Source organism: Novosphingobium terrae (assembly GCF_017163935.1).
In the GTDB taxonomy this organism is placed as follows: domain Bacteria; phylum Pseudomonadota; class Alphaproteobacteria; order Sphingomonadales; family Sphingomonadaceae; genus Novosphingobium; species Novosphingobium terrae.
Genome location: NZ_JABVZR010000002.1, coordinates 163043 through 179998, shown reverse-complemented (window position 1 = coordinate 179998; position 16956 = coordinate 163043). Strand labels below are relative to the sequence as shown.

14 protein-coding genes are annotated in these 16956 nt (G+C 65.1%); 3 read left to right on the top strand and 11 right to left on the bottom strand.

Annotation, left to right across the window (positions count from 1 at the left end; all coding sequences use genetic code 11):
* Window positions 1-137: 137 nt before the first annotated feature.
* The 10 genes from HGK27_RS19395 to HGK27_RS19350 form a co-directional block, all read right to left on the bottom strand.
* Window positions 138-1583 carry an efflux transporter outer membrane subunit gene (locus tag HGK27_RS19395; protein WP_206244495.1) on the bottom strand — a complete coding sequence of 482 codons (1446 nt, stop codon included), beginning with the start codon at window positions 1581-1583 and terminating at the stop codon, window positions 138-140.
* Window positions 1580-4744, bottom strand: coding sequence for an efflux RND transporter permease subunit (locus HGK27_RS19390; RefSeq protein WP_206244494.1), 3165 nt, complete (start codon window positions 4742-4744; stop codon window positions 1580-1582). Before HGK27_RS19390 ends, HGK27_RS19395 begins: the two co-directional genes overlap by 4 nt.
* 14 nt (window positions 4745-4758) lie before the next feature.
* Window positions 4759-6015 (bottom strand): efflux RND transporter periplasmic adaptor subunit, encoded by a 1257-nt coding sequence (locus HGK27_RS19385; RefSeq protein WP_206244493.1) that lies wholly within the window; start codon window positions 6013-6015, stop codon window positions 4759-4761.
* Window positions 6016-6104: 89 nt separating this feature from the next.
* Window positions 6105-7460 carry a sensor histidine kinase gene (locus HGK27_RS19380; RefSeq protein WP_206244492.1) on the bottom strand — a complete coding sequence of 452 codons (1356 nt, stop codon included), beginning with the start codon at window positions 7458-7460 and terminating at the stop codon, window positions 6105-6107.
* Complete coding sequence (locus HGK27_RS19375) at window positions 7457-8131, bottom strand: response regulator transcription factor (protein ID WP_206244491.1); 675 nt, start codon at window positions 8129-8131, stop codon at window positions 7457-7459. Before HGK27_RS19375 ends, HGK27_RS19380 begins: the two co-directional genes overlap by 4 nt.
* 18 nt (window positions 8132-8149) lie before the next feature.
* On the bottom strand, window positions 8150-8896 hold the full coding sequence (locus tag HGK27_RS19370) for an MgtC/SapB family protein (protein ID WP_206244490.1): 747 nt from the start codon (window positions 8894-8896) through the stop codon (window positions 8150-8152).
* Window positions 8897-8969: 73 nt separating this feature from the next.
* Window positions 8970-9374, bottom strand: a complete 405-nt coding sequence (locus tag HGK27_RS19365; protein ID WP_206244489.1) for a Fur family transcriptional regulator — start codon at window positions 9372-9374, stop codon at window positions 8970-8972.
* 33 nt (window positions 9375-9407) lie between these two features.
* Complete coding sequence (locus tag HGK27_RS19360; protein ID WP_206244488.1) at window positions 9408-10001, bottom strand: DUF1826 domain-containing protein; 594 nt, start codon at window positions 9999-10001, stop codon at window positions 9408-9410.
* Window positions 9998-11233: a GTP-binding protein gene (locus HGK27_RS19355; protein ID WP_206244487.1), complete on the bottom strand. Its 1236-nt coding sequence runs from the start codon at window positions 11231-11233 to the stop codon at window positions 9998-10000. Before HGK27_RS19355 ends, HGK27_RS19360 begins: the two co-directional genes overlap by 4 nt.
* Window positions 11234-11363: 130 nt before the next feature.
* On the bottom strand, window positions 11364-13553 hold the full coding sequence (locus tag HGK27_RS19350; RefSeq protein WP_206244486.1) for a TonB-dependent receptor: 2190 nt from the start codon (window positions 13551-13553) through the stop codon (window positions 11364-11366).
* Window positions 13554-13712: 159 nt separating this feature from the next.
* Between HGK27_RS19350 and HGK27_RS19345 the strand changes: the two genes are divergently transcribed.
* Genes HGK27_RS19345 through HGK27_RS19335 form a run of 3 tightly spaced genes read left to right on the top strand, consistent with a single transcriptional unit; the run spans window position 13713 to window position 16260 of the window.
* Window positions 13713-15041, top strand: coding sequence for a sensor histidine kinase (locus HGK27_RS19345; RefSeq protein ID WP_206244485.1), 1329 nt, complete (start codon window positions 13713-13715; stop codon window positions 15039-15041).
* Window positions 15038-15652, top strand: coding sequence for a response regulator (locus HGK27_RS19340; RefSeq protein ID WP_241127634.1), 615 nt, complete (start codon window positions 15038-15040; stop codon window positions 15650-15652). Before HGK27_RS19345 ends, HGK27_RS19340 begins: the two co-directional genes overlap by 4 nt.
* Before the next feature lie 50 nt (window positions 15653-15702).
* Window positions 15703-16260 carry a methylated-DNA--[protein]-cysteine S-methyltransferase gene (locus tag HGK27_RS19335; protein ID WP_206244484.1) on the top strand — a complete coding sequence of 186 codons (558 nt, stop codon included), beginning with the start codon at window positions 15703-15705 and terminating at the stop codon, window positions 16258-16260.
* A 6-nt stretch (window positions 16261-16266) separates the two neighbouring features.
* Here the strand turns inward: HGK27_RS19335 and alkB are convergent, their stop codons facing one another.
* Window positions 16267-16905 carry a DNA oxidative demethylase AlkB gene (alkB, locus tag HGK27_RS19330; protein WP_206244483.1) on the bottom strand — a complete coding sequence of 213 codons (639 nt, stop codon included), beginning with the start codon at window positions 16903-16905 and terminating at the stop codon, window positions 16267-16269.
* Window positions 16906-16956: the final 51 nt, after the last annotated feature.

Sequence of the window (16956 nt, the reverse complement as noted above, 5' to 3'; positions counted from 1 at the left end):
TTCGGACACGCCGCTCCAGCGACCTGTTTTACCGCCTGTACGCATAGCGCCGCATAGGGGCGCCGGATGCTGCCATCCAGTCTGGAGGTTACTGTGGACGGCAGCTGAAGGCGGATTTTAAGGCTGGAGACGGAATTTTATTTTGGGGCGGAATCCGGCCTCCATCCGCCGCCCAGCGCCTCGAACAGGGCGGCCGTATCGGTGAGGCGCGCGGTTTGCGCCTGCACCAGCGACTGCTCGGCCTGACGCAATGTCTGTTCCGCGGCCAGCATGGTGGGGAAGGCGATCTGGCCCTGCTGGTACTGGCGCCGGGCGATGGCCAGGCTGGCCTCGGCGCTGTGCTGGGCCTGCACGGCGGCATCCAGAGCGGCGGCATCGGTCTGCAGCGCCTGAAGCACATCGGCGACATTCTGAAACGCCCCCAGCACCGCCGAGCGATATTGCGCATCGGCCTGCCGGTAAGCCGCCTGAGCCGCCCGCTGCTTGTGAAGCAGGCTGCCCCCGGCGAAGATCGGCTGGGCAATCCCGCCGCCCACCGACCAGAAGGTATTGGCCACCGACAGCAGATTGGCCCAGCCTCCCGATTGCCCGCCCGCACTGGCGGTCAGCGTCAATTGCGGCAGGCGGTTGGCGATGGCGACGCCCACGCCGGCGCTGGCGGCATGGAGATTGGCCTCCGCAGCGCGGACGTCGGGGCGCTGCCTCACCAGCGCCGAGGGCAGGGAGAGCGGCAGATCGCGCGGCAGGGTGACCTTGTCGAGATCGATCCCGGACACCGAGCCATCCCCCGCGCTGCCGCCGGTGAGATAGGCCAGCAGATCGCGGCTTTGCGCCAGAGCGCGTTGCAGGGGCGGCAGAGCAGCGCGGCTCTGGGCCAGCAAGGCCTCCTGCGCCAGAACATCGGCGCCTGCTGCCTGACCCTGCGCCTGCTGGCGGTGCAGGATGTCCAGCGTTTCGCTCTGGATGGCGATCATCCGTTCCTGCGCCGCGATCTGGCCGCGCAGCGAGGCCTCCTGAAAGGCGGTGGCGGCCACCGTGTTGATCAGCGAGATGCGCGCGCCCTCGGTCTGGAAGCGCTGGGCATCGAACTGGGCATGGGCCTGCTCCACCCCGCGCCGGTTGGCGCCGAAGAGGTCGAGCGTGTAGCCTACCGTCACTTGAGCGGTCTGCAGGCTGTAGGTATAGCTGTTGTCTCCCGGGACCGCCGAGAGATATTGCGAGCTTTTGTTGCGGCTGGAGCCGGCCCCGGCGTCCACCGTGGGGAACAGCACGCCACGCTGCGCCTTCCAGCTTTCCCTCGCCTGATCCAGAGCCGCCCGCGCGGCAGCCAGATCGCTGTTTGCGGCCAGAGCGCGGGTGATCAGCGCATCGAGCTGGTCCGATCCGAACAGGCGCCACCAATCCTCGGCCACAACCCCGTCACGCACCTGCTGCGTGCCCCCGGCGAGGCCTTCGGGCGCGGTCATCGGCGTGAGGGGCTCGGGCGTATAGGCCTGCTGTTTGGGCGCGGCGGGCTGGTGGAAATCGGGGCCGACCGCGCAGCCGCTCAGCATCAGCATCAGGCCGAGAGAGGCGCGCTTCATGCCACCTCCTCCTGATGCCGGGTGGGATGCGGCTGGCGCTTGGAGAACAGGTCGATCATCACCGGCAGCACGATCAGGATCAGCACCGGGGCCAGCAGAATGCCGCCCACCACCACCAGCGCCAGAGGCTTCTGCACCTGCGACCCGATCCCGCTGGAAAGAGCCGCGGGCAGCAGGCCCACGCAGGCCGCGATGCAGGTCATCATCACCGGGCGGAAGCGGGTGCGCGCGGCATGGAGGACCGCCTCGCTGCGGGCCATACCGCTGCCCAGCAACTGGTTGAAATAGGCCAGCACCAGAATGCCCTCCATCACCGAAATCCCGAAAAGCCCGATAAAGCCGATCGCCGCCGAAACGCTGAAGGCCGTGCCGGTGAAGGCCAGGATCAGCACGCCCCCCACCAGCGCCATGGGCATCACGCTGGCCGCCAGCGCCATATCCGTGAGCGAGCCGAAGTTGAGGAACAGCAGCAGCATGATCAGCGCCAGGCTGATCGGCACCACCACCTCAAGCCGGGCCATGGCGGCCTGCAGATCGCCGAATTCGCCCACCCATTCCAGACGGCTGCCGGGGGGCAGGCTGACCTGCTTGTCGATCTTTTGCTGCGCTTCCAGCACCGCGCCGCCCAGATCGCGCCCGCGCACGCTGAACTTGATCGGGATGTAGCGCGACTGGTTCTCGCGGTAGATAAAGGAATAGCCCGAAACGAGGTTCACATCCGCCACGGTCGAAAGCGGCACCTGCGCCACGCCTCCGGTAGAGTTCGGCACGGCGACAGGAATGGCACGAATGGCATCGAGCCGATCACGGAACTGCGGCGCCAGACGGATCATGATCGGGAAGTTGCGATCCGATCCATACTCATAAAGGTTGCCCGCCGCCTGACCGCCGATGGCCGCCTGCACCACGGCGTTGATGTCACCGGGGGCGAGGCCGTAATGCGCGGCCTTGTCGCGGTTGATCTTGATGTTCACCGTGGGCTGACCCAGCGCATCGAAGACCGAAAGATCGGTGATGCCGCGCACACCAGCCATGATGCTCTTGATTTGATAGGCCGTCTTTTCCAGCGATTCCAGATCATTGCCGTAGAGCTTGACCGAATTGGCGCCCTTCACGCCGCTGGCCGCTTCCTCCACATTGTCCTCGATGTTCTGGCTGAAGTTGAACTCCACGCCGGGGAAGGGCGCGGCCAGCTCCTCATTGACCTGCTTGGTCAGCTTCTCCTTGGTCATGCCGCTGGGCCACTGGCTGGTGGGCTTCAGGGGCACATAGAATTCGGCGTTGAAAAAGCCGGTGGTGTCGGTGCCATCGTCGGGGCGGCCCAGCTGGGAGATCACCGTTTTCACCTCGGGGTACTTCATCAGCATATGGCGCATGCGGTTCACATGGCCCTGCGCCTCCTCAAGGCTGATCGAGGGGGGGAGGGTGGCGCGAATCCAGAAATTGCCCTCCTCCAGCTTGGGCAGGAACTCCAGACCCAGACCGCCCACGGCGATGCCCGCCGCCAGCAGCAGCGCACCCATGCCGCCCAGCGCCACGATGCGGTTGGCCAGCGCGAAACGGATCGCCGGATCATAGACGCGGCGCATGGCGCGCACGATCAGCGTTTCCTTCTCCTCCTCCTGCTCGCGCAGCAGCAGGGCCGAGAGCACCGGCGCCACGGTGAAAGTGGCGATCAGCCCGCCGACGATGGCATAGGCATAGGTCTTGGCCATGGGCCCGAAGATATGCCCCTCCACGCCCGACAGGGTGAAGAGCGGCAGAAATCCGGCGATGATGATGGCGGCGGCGAAGAAGATCGCCCGGTTCACCTCGGTGGCCGAGAGTTCGATGATGCCCAGCTTGCCGAAGAAGCTCTGGATGCCGCCCTGATGGTCCAGCGCGCCGGTGGCCGCAAAACGGGCCTTGGGCGGCTGGGCCAGATGGCGGAAGATGTTCTCCACCATGATGACCGTGGCATCCACGATCAGCCCGAAGTCGATGGCGCCCACCGAGAGCAGATTGGCGGATTCCCCGCGCAGCACCATGATGATGATCGCAAAGGCCAGCGCAAAGGGAATGGTCGCCGCCACGATGATCGCGCTGCGCAAGGTGCCCAGAAACACCCATTGCACGAGGAAAATCAGCACCACGCCGAAGACCATGTTTTCCAGCACGGTATGGGTGGTGACGTCGATCAGATCGGTGCGGTCATAGATCTTTTCCAGATGCACGCCGGGCGGCAGAATGCCCTCATTGTTGATCTTGTCGACCTCGGCCTCGACGGCTTTCAGTGTGGGCAGGCTGGCCTCGCCCCGGCGCATCAGGATGATGCCCTGAACGATATCGTCATCCTCATCCTGACCCACAATGCCCAGACGCGGCTCATTGCCGACCGAGACGGTGGCGATATCCTTCACCTGCACCGGGCGCCCGCCCGCAGGCGTGGCCACCAGCGTATCGCGAATATCGTCCATCGTGTGGATCAGGCCCACGCCGCGCACCACGGCGGCCTGCGGGCCCAGCTGGATCGTCTGCCCGCCGACATTGCCATTGGCGTTGTTGATGGCGTTCAGCACCTGCGCCAGCGACAGGCCATAGCTCACCAGCTTGCGCTGATCGACCGTCACCTCATAGGTCTTGCTCTTGCCCGCCCAGCCGTTGACATCGATCACGCCGGGCACGGCCTTGAAGCGGCGTTGCAAAATCCAGTCCTGAATGGTCTTCAGATCCGTGACCGAATAATTCTTCGGCCCGCGGATGCGATAGCGATAGATTTCGCCAATCGGGCTGGTCGGCGAAATGCCCGGCTGCGCGCCATTGGGCATCGGCGGCAATTGCGACAGGGCGTTGATGACCTGCTGCTTGGCCTGCTCGTAATCATAATCGAAGGTGAACTGCACGCGCACGTCGGACAGGCCGAAGAGCGAGATCGTCTCCACCTTCTTGACGTTCTTGATGCCCGCCAGCTGGATTTCGACCGGAATGGTGATCGACCGCTCGATTTCGCTGGCCGATTGACCACTGTTCTGCGTCACGATCTCGACCATCGGCGGCACGGGATCGGGATAGGCCTCGATGTTGAGCAGCCGGAAGGCGACAGCGCCTCCGGCCAGAAACACGCCCAGCACGATCAGCACCATGATGCGCTGACGCAGGGCAAAGGCGACGATGGGGTTCATATCCGCGCTACCCCTCAATCGGCCTTGGCGCCGCGGTCGATGAACAGGCTGCCCGCGGTGACGACCGTGTCGCCATCCTTCAGCCCGCCGGTGATCTCCACGCGGCCATCCACGGTGGCGCCGGTGGTGACAGGGCGCAGGCCGAGGCGATGCGTGCGGGGCAAAGCAACCCACACGCGGGCGGTGTTGCCCTCATAGATCACGGCTTCCTGATCGACGGAGAGCGATTGCCGCTCGCTGCCCGTCAGCAGGGAAAAGGTGGCGAAAGTTTCAGGCTTCAGACGGCCATCGGGGTTGGGGATTTCGGCGCGCACCAGCAGGCGGCGCGTGGCCGGATCGATGCTGGGCGCGACATAGGTCAGCCGCGCCTGCAAGGGTTGCCCGACATAGGGGCGCAGCTGAATCATCTGGCCGATATGGGCGCGCTGTGCGTCTTCCTCGCGCAGATTGCCGACCAGCCAGACCTTGCGGAAATCGGAGATGGTGAAGGCTTGCGTGGCATTGCCGCCGCCCGACACACTGCCGATGTTCTGCCCCAGACCGATCAGCCGCTGGGTGACGATGCCATCGACGGGCGCGCGCACAATGGCCTCGCCATGGCTGCCGCCAAGGGAGGCTGCTCCCGCGCCATCGGCACCGAGGATGCGCAGGCGGTTCTGCACGGCCAGCAGGCTGGCCTCGGCATTGCGCTTGGCGGCGTCGGCGCTGGCCAGATCGGTCTGGCTCTGCTGCCAGTCCTTCAGGGCGGCGCCCTTGTGGTCGTAGAGATCGTGCTGGCGGGCTTCGGCATCGCGGCTCTGGCGGTATTGGGCGTCGGCGGCGGTGATGGCGCCGCGCGCCGTCACCAGATCGCTCTGTGCCTGCACGAATTCGCTGGCAGCCACCACGAAGAGCGGCGTGCCCGCATGAACCAGATCGCCCGCCTTGGCCATGATCCGCGTCACCCGGCCCGTATAGGGCGAGAAGACCGGCGTGGTCAGATCATCATCCACCGCGATCTTGCCGTCGCTGGTGGCGGCATCGCTGAAGCTGTGGGCGTGAACCGTCTCGAAGCGCAGGGTGGCCCATTCGCGATCTGTCGCAGCGAAGGTGCCATCGTCGGCGGGAGCAGGGGGCGGGGGCGGCGGCGCCATGATCGCGTGCCATACCAGCGGCACCAGCCAGAACAGGGCGATCACCAGCGCCAGCAGGACGCCGGTGATCCACCATTGCCGGTGCCTGCCCAGCACGGGCACAGGCGTGTCCTGCCCATCGGTGGCGATATGATCCATGCGCTGCGAACCCCAAGCTGCGAGACAATCGCCTGAGATTATGCGCGCTTGCTTACATGCACCTTACGGTTGTTCAGGGACTATCACGATCAGACGCATGGAATTTTTATTGTGAAACAAGCGCCGCCCAGCGGCGAATCGCTTGTTTCCAGCTGCCCGCGATGCACCTCGACAATGCGCTGGACGATGGAGAGGCCCAGCCCCGCGCCGTCGCTGCGGCGGTGATCGGCGCGCCAGAAACGGCGGGCGAGCTTGCCGTGATCGGCCTGAGCGATACCGGGGCCGTCATCGGCGACGCTGACCGCGCCTGTGGGGGCCAGCGTCACCTCGATCACCGTGCCGCCCGGCGTGTGGAGCAGGGCGTTCTCGATCAGATTGGTCAGGGCCATGGTGAGCAGGCCGGCGTTGCCGGTGACCATCACCGGGGCCTCGGCGCCCAGCACGGCGATGCTGCGCCCCTCGGCCAGCACGCGCGGGGTGAGGTCGGCCACGGTGGCAATCGCCAGTTCGCCCAGATCGAGCGGGGCGAGCGCTGCCCTGGCGGCATTCTCCATGCTGGCCAGATCGCGCAATTGCGCCAGCACATGGCTCATACGGGCGATCTCTGCCTCCAGAGCGGCGCGCTGCGGGGCATCGCCCAGCGTGGCGACCTGAAGCTGAAGCGTGGCCAGCGGCGTGCGCAATTCATGCGCCACATTGCCCGCGAACTCCTCCACCTGATGCAGCGCGGCAGAGAGGCGCTCGATCAGATCATTGGTGGCATGGACCAGCACCTGCGCCTCAGCGGGCAGGCCGCTTTCGTCGATCCTTGCGCCCGGGGTGCGGGGATGGATGGCGGCGGCATTGCGGGCGGCGCGGCGCAGGCCTCGCAATGATCCCCACAGGATGATGCCATTGACCAGCGGCATCAGCGCCAGCAGCCCCACCAGCACCACCCAATAGGTGCCGAGAAATTTGCGCACCACATCGTCGACCACGGCGCCGGGGCGGCTCTGGTCCTGCGTGACCACCACCCAGATGCGGCGAGGGCCATCGCGCAAGGGCAGGCTCAGCCCCACCAGCGGCCCGCCCTCGAAGCGATGGATGGAGTTGCCGCGCAGATCGGCGGGCCAGAGCGAGGGCAGGGCAAGGCGGCTGGCATCCAGCACCTGCCCATGATCGCCTAGCACCGCATAGGCGCGCCCGTCATAGCCCGAGGCATAGATCGGCTGATGCGCGGCAGGCAGGGCCACGCGCAGGCCCCCATCGGGCGTGGGCTGCAGCGAGGCAGCGATGGCATAGGCCTGCTGGCGCAGCATGTCCTTCTCGATCGTCGCCACCGAATTGTGAAGCACCGAACGCGCCAGCAAAGGCAGCAGCACGCAGGCGACCACGATGGTCACCGCCTCCACCAGCAGGATGCGCGTGAGCAGAGCGCTGGAGAGATGGCGCAGTCGGGCGATCACTGGCGTGCCCGCATCAGATAACCCACGCCGCGCACGGTGACGATCTCGGCCTGACTGCCTGCCTGATCCAGCTTCTGGCGCAGGCGATGCACATAGACCTCGATGGCGTTGGAGCCCAACGTGTCGCCCGCGCCGAACAGCTGATCCTCGGCCAGACGTTTGGTGACCACCAGCCCCGCACGGCGCATCAGCAGAGCCAGCAGCGCGCCTTCGCGCTGCGAGAGAGCCACGCTTTCGCCGTCGATTTTCAGCACCTGATTGTCGATATCGAAGCTGAGGTTGGCGCAACTCACCTCGCGCCCCTGAAAGCTGCCGTTGCGGCGCAGCACCGCGCGCAGCCGGGCCATAAGTTCATCGGGCGAGAAGGGCTTGGCGAGGTAATCGTCCGCCCCTTTGTCCAGCCCGCTGATCCGCGCGTCCAGCGTGCCGCGCGCCGTCAGCACGATCACCGGCATGGTGCTGCCCCTGGCGCGCAGGTCTTGCAGCAGCTCCAGCCCGTCGCCATCGGGCAGGCCCCGGTCAAGGATCAGCGCGGCATAGTGGCCCGCGCGCAGCATCAGCGCGGCATCCTCCTGCCCGCCCGCATGGTCCACGGCAAAACCGGCCTTGTCGAACACGCCGGTCAGCGCGGCGGCCAGAGCGGCATCGTCCTCAACCAGCAGGATACGCATGAAGGCAGGCTTTCCCGGTTAGGTGGTGGTGCTGACGGTCCATGTGGCGCTGATGATCTTCTCATGCCGGGCGATATGGCTGGTGATGGCGTCCAGTTCGGCGGGATCGGCGCTGGTGGGCAGCAGGATTGCGGCCAGTTCCACCTGCGCCTCGCCATCGGTCAGCGTTTCGATCTCGCGGATCGGATAGTGGTGGATTTCCAGCTCCTCGAACAGCAGGTCGCGGGCATCGGTGACGCGATCGTCCTCGCAGACCACATGGATGCGGTAGAGCGCTTCGGTGTCCTCAGCGGTGATCGGGCGGCGGTTCACGAAATCGACCAGCGGGCGCAGCAGCGTGTTGCCCGCCAGCACGAAGATGGTCACCAGCACGGCCTCGGCAGGCTTGCGCGCGCCCGCGAAACTGCCGACCGCCGCCGAGGCCCAGAGCGTGGCCGCCGTGTTGAGCCCGCGCACATGCGTGCCCTCTTTCATGATGACGCCCGCGCCCAGAAAGCCGATGCCCGACACGACATAGGAAATCACCCGGACCCCGCCATCGGCGCCCGCCGTGCGCAGCCCCAGATCGACAAAGGCCGCCGCACCCACGGCCACCAGCACATTGGTGCGCAGCCCCGCCGTGCGCTGGCGCCATTGCCGTTCCAGCCCGATCAGCGTGCCCAGCGCGAAGGCTGTGAGCAAGCAGATCCCGCTGGCCAGCAGCGAAAGGACATCGACATCGAAGAGTTCGGCCAGAGCCTGAGCGCCGGTGGTGATATGCGGCATCGCGGGACAGTCTTTCGCCAGCGGTGGAGACGGGCGCTCCTGTATCAGGCGATGGGCCAAGAGCAAACGGGATTTACGGTGTCGGCTCCCCGCAGGCGCGGCAGTGGCAGAGCGTTTCGATCATCCCGCTTGAGGGGGTGAAGCGATAGGCCGCGCTGACCTGCGTGACGCAGGCTTGCAGCTGAGGCGCCTCGATAAAGCTGACATCGTGGCAGATGGTGCAGATCAGGCAGAGATGTCCGCTCTGCGGGCGCGGCAGATAGGCATTGAGCATCTCGATCCGCAGCACGCGGCGCTGCTGGATCAGCCGTTCCAGCGTGCGATAGACCTGCCCGGGGACGATCACGCCGCTTTCATGGCTGGCCACACGGGCGATATCATAGGCGCTGAGCGGGCCATTGGCCTGCATCAGCGCCTGCATGATCAGCGCCTCATTCTGCTGGGGGCTGCGCCTTATCCTTGGCTTTACAGCGCCCATGATGGTTCTCCCCCGGTGCGGCGCATGGAGCGATCAGGGCGCCGGATCGAGCGCCAGCAGCAGGCGCGTCTCGCCCGCTGCCGCAATCGGTGGCGAGCGGTGGAGGACTGTGGGGTTTTCCTCCCACAGCCGCCCCTTGAAGATGCCGACATCGCCCGGCGCCATCTGCTGGATATCGGCCTGCGCAGAGGCGTAGATCCATTGCGTGCCCTGCCCGGAAAAGGTGCTGAGCAGGCGGGCGGCAACATGATCGGTGTGGAACTTGCGGCAGGCGTCGGTTTCCACCACCTCCAGCCGCAGGCGCAAGGATGTGCTTCCCATCAGATCGGCGAAATAGGCGGCGAGGCTGATGATCTCGCTGGCCAGAGCCGAGCCTTGTTCCCCCGTGGGATAGAAGCTCTCCCGCATCAGATCGATCACCTCGCCATGCAGATCGTCCAGCAGGACAATAGCGTCGATATCATCGATCTGGTCCCAATCATGGTGATCCAGCCATGCCAGATCGGCAGGCCTTTCGCGCTGCCAGATCGCCAGTTCCACGCCTTGGCCGAGGATGTCCTCCAGCACCTCGATCCGCGCGGAGACGGACACACACGCGGTGGGGATTTTCGTCCGCGCGAGGGTCATTCGGCGGCCTCGGGCACGGGCATGTCCCATGAGGGGAAGGGATCGTTCAGCCGTGTCCAGACATCGGGGGTGAAGCTGTCCACGGGCAGCAGGCAGGCATCGAGGGCGCGCCGGATCGCGCCCTCATCCATATCGATGCCGATGAAGACCAGTTCCTGCCGCCGGTCGCCCCAGATCTCGTCCCAGTGGCGGGCGACGAAGCTTTCGAAGCGGCCATCGTCGGGCCACTGGTTCTTGGGAATGCTGCCCCACCAGCGGCCCATGCGCGAGGTGGTGGTCTGCGCGCCCGCCAGCGCCAGTTCGCCCACCAGATCGGGGCGGGTGGCCAGCCAGAAATGGCCCTTGGCGCGCACCACACGGTCCAGAGCGTCGCTGGTGAGGAAGGTGTGCAGGAACGCCGGATCGAAGGGACGGCGGGCGCGATAGACAAAGCTTTCGATGCCGTATTCCTCGGTTTCGGGCTGATGCTGGGCATAGCCGTAAAGCTCCTTGGCCCAGAGCGGGTGCTGCGATGCCTTTTCCTCATCGAAAAGCCCGGTGCCGAGGATGGTCTGCAGATCCACCTGACCATGATCGGCGGCGATGATCCGCGCATCGGCATTGAGGCTGGCGACCAGCTTTTTCACCACCGCCAGATGTTCGGCGCTGACCGAAGAGGCCTTGTTGACCACCACCACATCGGCGAATTCGATCTGCTCCACCAGCAGGCCGACAAGGCTGCGCGTGTCGTCCTCGCCCAAAGACTCCCCGCGATCGGCCAGGAAATCCTGACTGGAATAATCCTTCAGCAGGTTGATGGCATCGACCACCGTCACCATCGTGTCGAGCCGCGCCACATCGCCCAGCGACATGCCTTCCTCATCGCGGAAGGAAAAGGTGGCGGCCACGGGCAGCGGCTCGGAAATGCCCGTGCTTTCGATCACGAGGTAATCGAAACGGCCTGCTTCGGCCAGCTTGCGCACCTCGATCAGCAGATCGTCGCGCAGGGTGCAGCAGATGCAGCCATTGGTCATTTCGACCAAGGTTTCCTCACTGCGGGCCAGAGAGGCATCGCCGCCGCGCACCAGATCGGCGTCGATGTTGACCTCGGACATGTCGTTGACGATCACCGCGATGCGCAGCCCCTGCCGGTTGGCGAGCAGGGCGTTGAGCAGGGTGGTCTTGCCCGCGCCGAGGAAGCCGGACAGGACGGTAACGGGCAGCTGGGCCAGAGGCGCGGGGGTGGCGGACATAGGCAATCCTTATATGGTATGTTGTATCATAACCTATATCGCAACGAGCATGGCCGCAATCCCGAAAACGCATCTCCGCGTGAAACAGGAGGGCAGCGAGGCGCACGCCGGGCACGCCTCGCCCGCAGCATCAGATGGTCTTGGAAATGCCCAGGAACACCCCGCGCCGCGCGCCGAAGGAGGGGGCACCCACGCCGACGCCGGTGCCGTCACGCACCTCATAGATCTTGTCGAACAGGTTCTGCACATCGAGCCGCACATCGACCCCGCTGCGCACGAACTTATGCCCGACCGAGAGGTTGAAGGTGGCGTAATCGGGCAAGGCCGCACCATTGGGGATGCTGCTGCCATCGGCCAGCGTCAGATCGCTGCGCAGGCCGGAACCGAAGATCATATCCGCCGAAATCCGCGAGTTCTTCAGCACCCCGCTCGACCAGCGATAGGAGGCGCCTGCCGAGCCGCTCCAGGTCTGGTCATGGTCGAGATAGATGTAGTGATTGGCGATATAGGCCAGATCGGCGGCGGCGAAATTATACTCGTTGGAGACGATCTGTGTGCCCTGCGCTTTCTCATAGGCGATGTTGCCATAGGCGCTGAAGCCGCCATGGGTGTAATTGGCGGTGAATTCGGTGCCGAAGATGCGGCCCTTGGCATAGTTGAAGGGCGTCAGGATGATCGGTGCGCCGAACTGGCCTTCATCCACCAGATGGGTCGAGCGGCGGAAATAGCCGTCCAGCCCCAAGGTCAGGCCGCCGATCTTCTGCTGGATGCCGGCGTCCCAATAGTTCTCGCGCTGGGCATAGGTGGCGTTGTTGGTGCGCACATTGGGCGTGGCGGTGGTGTTGAACACCTGCGCCAGATTGCTGTTGGCGATCAGCTCGAAGGGCGCGGGGGCGAAATAGCGGGCATAGCCGGCATGCACCGTAGTGCCGTTGGTGGGCGTCCACACCATATTGACGCGGGGGCTGAGCTGGCGCTCATCGCGCACGCCATCGTTTTCATCGAAGCGCGCGCCGAAGTTCAGCACGAAGCGATGCGTCAGATGCCATTCGTCCTGCAGATAGGCGCTGTAGGTGCGCTGGGTGATGTTGGTGACCGAGGCGTTCAGCTGATCCGGCCCGATGATGTTCCCCGCGCTGTAACCATTGAGCGGCTGGGTGGGATCGTAAACATCGCCATCGGTGGGGAAGGTGCCGGTGTTGGTCCAGCTGTGCGAATTGTCATTCTCGAACAGCAACCCGCCGCGCAGCGTGTGATGTTCGTTGATCTTATAGGCGCTGTCCCATTGCAGGCCCACGGTGATGTCGCGCTTGCTGGCATATTGCGCGGTGGCGTTGAACAGCATCTCGCCGGTGTAATCGGGGCGATAGTCCAGATTGGCGACGCGCCCGAAGGCGGAAAGCTGCGAAGAGAAGTTGCCATTGGTGTGCAGCCAGCTCAGCGCCCCGAAGCCGAAGGTCTGCAGCTGCTGCTCGTTGAGGTTCTCGCTGTTGTAGCTGGTCACGCCATTGACCGCGACGGGATTGCCGTTGACGTCGGTCTGGCCGCCCACAAGGCCGGTGGGGTTGGGGATCTGGTAATGCTGGCTGGTGTAGCCGCCGGTCAGCGCGATACGGTCATTTTCGCCAAGGATATGATCGACATAGCCAAAGCCGTTGAACTGGTTGGTGCGGTCATGAATGGCGCTGTAATTGCCGTTGACGTTCTCGATGCCCAGATCGCTGTGCTTGTAATCGCCCGAGAAGAACCAGCTGGTCGCCCCCTTGCTGCCGCTGACCGAGACGCTGGGTTCGATGGTCTCATGGCTGCCGCCATAGAGGCTGAAGGTGGCGCTGTTGGCCTGACCGGACTTGGTGGTGATGTCGATGATGCCCGCCGTGCGCAGCCCATATTGCGCGGGCAGCGTGCCGGTGACGAGGCTGACCTTGTCCACCATGCGCGGCGAGAGCATCTGGCCGAAGACCGCGATGCTTTCAGGCAGGATGATGCCGTTGAGGCGATATTGCACGCCATTGTGCTCATCGCGCACATGGAACTGGCCGAACTGGTCCTGACTGACGCCGGGCATCTGCAGGATGATGTCCTGCATGCCCAGATTGTCGCCGCCCGGCAGATTGGCAATGGCCTGCGAATCCAGCGTGTAGGTCGAGGCGCCAAGGCTGGGCTTGATGCTCTCGCGCGCATCGTCGAGCCGCTTGGCCGTCACCACGATATCGGCGGGCGCGCCATTGCTGTCGGCAAAGGCCTGAGGGGCGGCCAGCAGCGCGGCGCCGCTGACGGAGAGGGCAAGGATCGAACGCAAGGAAGCATGAAGCGGCATGAGGGGAACCCTGTCTAAAGCTATGTCCTGCCGAATATCGCGCGCGCAAAAGCCAAGCGATGCCAAGCCTTCCCGATCTTCCCGGGAAGAATTCCCGATCTGCATAAGCGTTCAGGAAAAGCGTCCCGTCAGCGCCCGGCCTGTGTTAGGCCTTGGGCCATGCCGCTAAGGGTACGCATCATTCTGGTTATCGGGCTGGTCCTGCTGCTGGCCATGACTCTGGGCACGCTGGTGGCGGGCTATGAGGTGCGTCGCGCCCTTTCCGCCGAACTCTCCGCCGGGATGAGCGGCGCCCATCAGACCGTGGCCGACACCTTCGAGGATTTGCCCCAATCGGACCACCCCGCGCGCGACCTGCACGAGCTGGTCGAGACCTTCGATGGCAATCGCCATATTCGCGCCACGCTTCTGGGGGCTGATGGCAAAGTCGCCGCCGTTTCCCATACGCAGCAGAGTGACACGCCGCCGCCCGGCTGGTTCCGTGCTTTGCTCAAGATTACACCCTCGGGCATGGCGCTGCCTCTGCCGCGCACCCGTTTCGGCGCGGGGCAACTGGTGCTGACACCCACGCCCGATCTCGATGTCAGCGCGACATGGAATGAGTTCCTTGCGCTGATGGGCGTGCTGGTGGTGACGGCGATGGCCGGGCTGCTGATGGTCTATATGGTGATCACCGCGGCCTTCCGCCCGCTGACGGTGCTGGCGCAGCGCTTTCGCGAACTGGGCGGCGGGGACTATGCCGGTCGCGTGGCGGAAACCGGCGCGCCAGAGGTCCGCCATCTGCAACGCGGCTTCAACCGTATGGCGGGCGAGCTGGAAGCCACCAGCGCCCGCAACCGTCAACTGGCCGAACAGCTGGCCAACCTGCAGGAGGAAGAGCGCGCCGATATCGCCCGCGATCTGCATGACGAGATTGGCCCGCATCTCTTCGCGGTCAGCCTCGATGCCGAGGTGATCGCGCAATTCGCGGCCTCCGGGCGTCACGAGGCGATCCCCGAGCGGGTGCAGGAAATCCAGAGCGCGGTACGCTATATGCAGAAGCAGGTGCGCGATCTGCTGGTGCGATTGCGCCCCACGCAGGTGACGGAATTCGGCCTGAATGCCGCCATCGAGGATCTGGTGCGCTTCTGGGCCACCCGCCAGCCCGATCTGCTGTTCGACCTCGCCCTGCCTGATGAAGCCATTTCCGGCCCCACCGCCGAAGTGGCCTATCGCATCGTGCAGGAGGGCGTGAACAATGCCGTGCGCCATGGCAAGCCTGACCTGATCCGCATCGCTCTGGGGCGGGAAAACGGCGAATTGCTGGTGACGGTGGAGGATGATGGCTCCAGCCAAAGCGCGGCCAGCGGCAGCGGTCTGGGCCTGATCGGCATGCGCGAAAGGGTAGAGGCCGGGGGTGGCAGCCTGACCTATGGCCCGGGCGCGGCAGGACAGGGGTGGAGCGTGCAGGCCCGGCTGGCATGGCCGCATAAGGAAGGACAATCATGAGAATTCTGCTGGTGGACGATCATGCCGTGGTGCGCGCCGGCTTGCGGCGCATGCTGGCGATCATCTCTCAGGACGAAATCTTCGAGGCGGAGACCGGGCGTGAAGGCCTCGCCATCGCCCGGGCGCAAAACCTCGATCTGATCATCGTCGATCTCAACCTGCCGCAACTGGGCGGGGTGGAGCTGGTCGCCCGGCTGCGCCAGATCAGCGTCACGCCCATTCTGGTGCTGAGCATGCATGCCGAGCCTTTGTACGTCACCCGCGCGCTCAATGCCGGGGCGCAGGGCTATGTCAGCAAGAACGCCTCGCCCGACGAGATGCTGACGGCCATCCGCAAGGTGGGCGCGGGCGGGCGCTATATCGAGCATGAACTGGCGCAGGCGCTGGCGTTGCAGACCGCCACCCCCGCCAGTTCGCTGGCGCAGCTGGCCCCGCGCGATCTGGAAATTCTGCGCCAGTTGGCGGCGGGCAAGAGTCTGAGCGAAATCGCCGATCTGCTGGGGCTGGGTTATAAAACCATCGCCAACAATTGCAGCCTGATCAAGACCAAGCTGGGCGTCGCCCGCACCGCTGACCTGCTGCGTCTGGCGCTGGAGGCGGGGTTGAAATAAGCGCCGTAGCGGCTGATATGGAGGCTGAGGAAGCATCCATAAAGGCCCCCATGCAAGCGATCCGCCATCACATCTTCGCCACCGATTACGGCTTCGCGGCGATTGGCTGGACCAACACAGGCGTGGTGGCCTTTCGCCTGCCCGCATCCAGCCACGAGTCTGCCGAGCGTGCCCTGTTCAAACGGCATCCAACCTCCACCGCCACTCAGCCGCCCGAAAAGGTCGGCGCTGTAATCGCAGCGGCGCAGCGCTATTTCGCGGGAGAAGTGCAGGATTTCTCGCAAGTCCCCGTCGATCTGGGCGAGCAGGAGCCGCTGTTCCTGCGCATCTACGATCTGGTGCGCAAGCTGGGCTGGGGCCAGACCACCACCTATGGCGCGGTCGCCCGCGATCTGGGTGAAGAACCGCAGGCCGCCCGTCTGGTGGGCGAGGCCATGGCGCGCAATCCCGTGCCGCTGATCATTCCCTGTCATCGCGTGTTGGCGGCAGGCGGCAAAATTGGCGGCTTTTCAGCGCCGGGCGGATCGGATTCCAAGGCGCATATGCTCAAGCTGGAAGGCGCCTTGCCGGAGCCGCCCGCTCAGGCCCAGATGGGCTTTACCTTCTGAACCGGCTTATCCGGCTTGGCGGAAGGTGAGATTGTAACGCAGATCGCCCGTCAGCGGATGCAGGCCTTCTGGAAGCACATCGATGCCGTGATAGGTCAGCCGCGCCGGGCCGCCCCAGACCACCACATCGCCATGATGCAAGGCGATCCGCTTCACCCGGCCGCCACGCGCCTGCCCGCCCCACAGGAATGTGGCATCCACCCCCAGCGACACCGAGACAATCGGCTGATCGAGATGCCGTTCGTCGCGATCCTGATGCAGCGTCAGCCTGCTGCCGGGGGTGTAGCGGTTGATCAGGCAGGCCTCGGGAGCAAATCCGGCAAATCCGGCCTGCTCCGCCGCCTCCCGCGCAAGCTGCGCAAACAGCGGCGGCATGGCGGGCCAGGCCTGACCGCTGAGCGGATCGCGCGGCTCATAGCGATAGCCGAACCGATCGGAAACCCAGCCCAGCCCCCCGGCATTGGTCATGGCAACGGACATGCGCTTGCCGCCGGGCGTTTCCAGATGCCGGAAAGGAGCCTGCGCGGCGATCTGCCGGATGTCCTCCAGCAACGCCGGTGCAAAGGGCAATGCCAGACCGCCCAGCAGACAGGCGCCGGGATCGAGGGGCAGGGCCTTGCGGTCATCAGGAAAAAGATCGAGCATGCTGCAGCGCCATAAAGGCCGCCGGGCTCGCCGCAAAGGCGCTTTCCATTG

Bases quoted from the DNA above. Each gene is read 5' to 3' on its own strand.
- HGK27_RS19395 (WP_206244495.1), bottom strand. From the start codon at position 1,583: ATGAAGCGCGCCTCTCTCGGCCTGATGCTGATGCTGAGCGGCTGCGCG.
- HGK27_RS19390 (WP_206244494.1), bottom strand. From the start codon at position 4,744: ATGAACCCCATCGTCGCCTTTGCCCTGCGTCAGCGCATCATGGTGCTG.
- HGK27_RS19385 (WP_206244493.1), bottom strand. From the start codon at position 6,015: ATGGATCATATCGCCACCGATGGGCAGGACACGCCTGTGCCCGTGCTG.
- HGK27_RS19375 (WP_206244491.1), bottom strand. From the start codon at position 8,131: ATGCGTATCCTGCTGGTTGAGGACGATGCCGCTCTGGCCGCCGCGCTG.
- HGK27_RS19370 (WP_206244490.1), bottom strand. From the start codon at position 8,896: ATGCCGCATATCACCACCGGCGCTCAGGCTCTGGCCGAACTCTTCGAT.
- HGK27_RS19365 (WP_206244489.1), bottom strand. From the start codon at position 9,374: ATGGGCGCTGTAAAGCCAAGGATAAGGCGCAGCCCCCAGCAGAATGAG.
- HGK27_RS19360 (WP_206244488.1), bottom strand. From the start codon at position 10,001: ATGACCCTCGCGCGGACGAAAATCCCCACCGCGTGTGTGTCCGTCTCC.
- HGK27_RS19355 (WP_206244487.1), bottom strand. From the start codon at position 11,233: ATGTCCGCCACCCCCGCGCCTCTGGCCCAGCTGCCCGTTACCGTCCTG.
- HGK27_RS19350 (WP_206244486.1), bottom strand. From the start codon at position 13,553: ATGCCGCTTCATGCTTCCTTGCGTTCGATCCTTGCCCTCTCCGTCAGC.
- HGK27_RS19345 (WP_206244485.1), top strand. From the start codon at position 13,713: ATGCCGCTAAGGGTACGCATCATTCTGGTTATCGGGCTGGTCCTGCTG.
- HGK27_RS19340 (WP_241127634.1), top strand. From the start codon at position 15,038: ATGAGAATTCTGCTGGTGGACGATCATGCCGTGGTGCGCGCCGGCTTG.
- HGK27_RS19335 (WP_206244484.1), top strand. From the start codon at position 15,703: ATGCAAGCGATCCGCCATCACATCTTCGCCACCGATTACGGCTTCGCG.
- alkB (WP_206244483.1), bottom strand. From the start codon at position 16,905: ATGCTCGATCTTTTTCCTGATGACCGCAAGGCCCTGCCCCTCGATCCC.